The organism is Anaerosporobacter sp. (assembly GCF_965301125.1).
Window position 1 is genome coordinate 1 of the sequence record NZ_CBDLAM010000339.1, and the last position, 2,242, is coordinate 2,242.

At 32.4% G+C, this 2,242-nt stretch carries 4 protein-coding genes; all 4 read right to left on the reverse strand.

The features are described from left to right. Positions 1–46: 46 nt before the first annotated feature. Entirely contained in the window at positions 47–232 is a 186-nt protein-coding gene (locus ACW2QF_RS19650; protein ID WP_455717710.1) for a (2Fe-2S)-binding protein, read from the reverse strand. A 105-nt stretch (positions 233–337) separates the two neighbouring features. Beyond that, a complete protein-coding gene (locus tag ACW2QF_RS19655; protein ID WP_455717711.1) occupies positions 338–739 on the reverse strand; it encodes a 6-pyruvoyl trahydropterin synthase family protein in 402 nt (133 codons plus the stop codon). 157 nt (positions 740–896) lie between these two features. After that, complete coding sequence (locus tag ACW2QF_RS19660; RefSeq protein WP_455717712.1) at positions 897–1,556, reverse strand: DUF6143 family protein; 660 nt, start codon at positions 1,554–1,556, stop codon at positions 897–899. Positions 1,557–1,567: 11 nt separating this feature from the next. Then, entirely contained in the window at positions 1,568–2,023 is a 456-nt protein-coding gene (locus ACW2QF_RS19665) for a hypothetical protein (protein ID WP_455717713.1), read from the reverse strand. Positions 2,024–2,242: the final 219 nt, after the last annotated feature.

Sequence of the window (2,242 nt, forward strand, 5' to 3'; positions counted from 1 at the left end):
TCACTTCACCTTTTGGGATTCTAATATTTATGTTATTAAATCCATATTATTTGTTTTTAGATAATAAGAAAGAAGTGATTTCTTCTGCTTGCTTAGCACAACGACTGCAACCAGTAGCAATTTTAGTTTTCTCTTGAACTTCTTCATATGTAGAAGCCCCTTCTTTAATCGCATTCTCTATATCTTCAAAGTAGACATTTTTACATCTACAAATAACTTTTGTGTTTTCCATTTTCTAATTTTTCTCCTCTAACAAAATATTTAACTTTAGTATGATACTGCATTTTTTATTATAACACGAATATAGAAAAAAACCATGGTAAATTATACTATTTTATTAATTCGTTTCTCTTATTGTTGCACTGTAGGAATCTGTTTCATAAACAGTAACTTCTACAAGCTTTAAATTAGTTGTATATTCACATAAACGGAGACAAGTTTCTATTTCATGATAAAGGTAAATAGTAAGTACCTCAACAGTTGGATTCAAAGGTTTCAGGTAATTATTTAGAAAACTATTATCAAGTCGATAGATGACATGTGTATAGATTAGTGACTCCAATTTATTCAAATCAACAAGAAAACCATCGTTATTCAAACCACCTTTAAGTGTAACATTAACTGTGTAATTATGTCCATGCAATTGTTTGTTAGAACCGTTTAATTGATGAGCTGCACTGAAGGAGAATTTCTTAGTTAAATAGACTTCTTTTCCGTTAAAAACATAATCCTGTTTCAAAATTCTAGCCTCCTATCATATTTCCTTTTCTTATAGCAGGGCGACTTCCTTAGGAAAAAACTGGTCACTATATTATATTTACTTTTTGACAATATGTGCTAAAAGTCGGAACCAGTTTATAATATAAGAAAAAGATATGATTATTAAGCAGCTACTATTATAGACAGCAACGAATCAACTCTTCACAATTAGGTACCTCCCACCAGCTAATGGACACATTTGCTAGTGCAGTTTGTGAGCAATTCACAGAACATAGCTCGAATATAATAGGACAATCAGGTGAGAGTATTATAGTGCCGTCAATTGACTCTGTAAATGTATCATAACCATTCACAACCACGGTAGAGACTAATATACCATTACAGATTTCAATTCGTGTTCCACATTGGAGGCATGCTTTTGGCTTGCAAGAACAGTCCACATACATATTTGTGTTACCCACTGGTGAATTTCTTAACTCCTGCTTTACAGTTCCATGAAAAAAGGTTTTGAGACTAACAGGTGAAGGAGAATGGTTAGCACATATTACTGATGATAGGTAAACAGTTGTGTTACTGGAACAAGGATTACATAGTTGAATTACAACATTGTGACTACCGATAACAGGAATCACTTCTGTGCTGGATTGAAAGAGTCTTCCACTTTTGGCTTGTGCAAAAGCTTGTGGTACACTTACAATGGCTTTAGAGCACGAGTTAGTAGTACGAGAGTCATGGCACAAACTTTCAGTTTGACATAAAGTGTTATTACTAGTAGTGGATAAGGTATTATTGTTTCTTTGTGTATTTGGCTGATATCGTCTGTTGTTACTATTCAATATGACACCCCCTACGTAGTGGATTCTCCTTGTTGCCCTTGTTCAGAAGTTCCAGAAATACATTCTTGTAGTTGATTCTCATACATTAGCCAGATAGTTTGAAAGGCAATCATATTTTGAGCATTAGCATTGGCTGTATTCAAGGCAGTTTGTAGTTGTTTAAATTCATCATTAACAAATTGATAATACTTGTTAATTTTATCTTGTATAGCCTTACAAGCAGGTGAGAAATATATACTAGTTATTTTGTCTGCGTTTTTATTAATGGCATCGATTCTGCTTTCGCGTTGGCTCTGTCCATTCTTATATTCTTGCACAGCACGGCTATAACTCTCAATAGCAAGACTTATACTAGGTAGTATTTCGTTTTTAACAATGTCAAAAGCTGCATCAAAACTTTGCATTTCATCTTTAAATATAGCATTAATCATATCAGTTACATTTTGTTCATTAGGTTGAGAGGGCATATTAAATTCCTTACATTTATTTTTGTAATAATATATGTAATTACAAAGTTGTACTATGACTATATAGTTTCGTGAGTTGAAAACCTACATAGAGTTTTGCGTTCAATATTAAAATACACAAGTCCATCAGTGTATTCAGACTAATAAAAAGAAAAAAACGTATTTTTAATAGTTCTATCATATAGTATAAAGGAATGATTTGTAAGGAGCATGTATGGT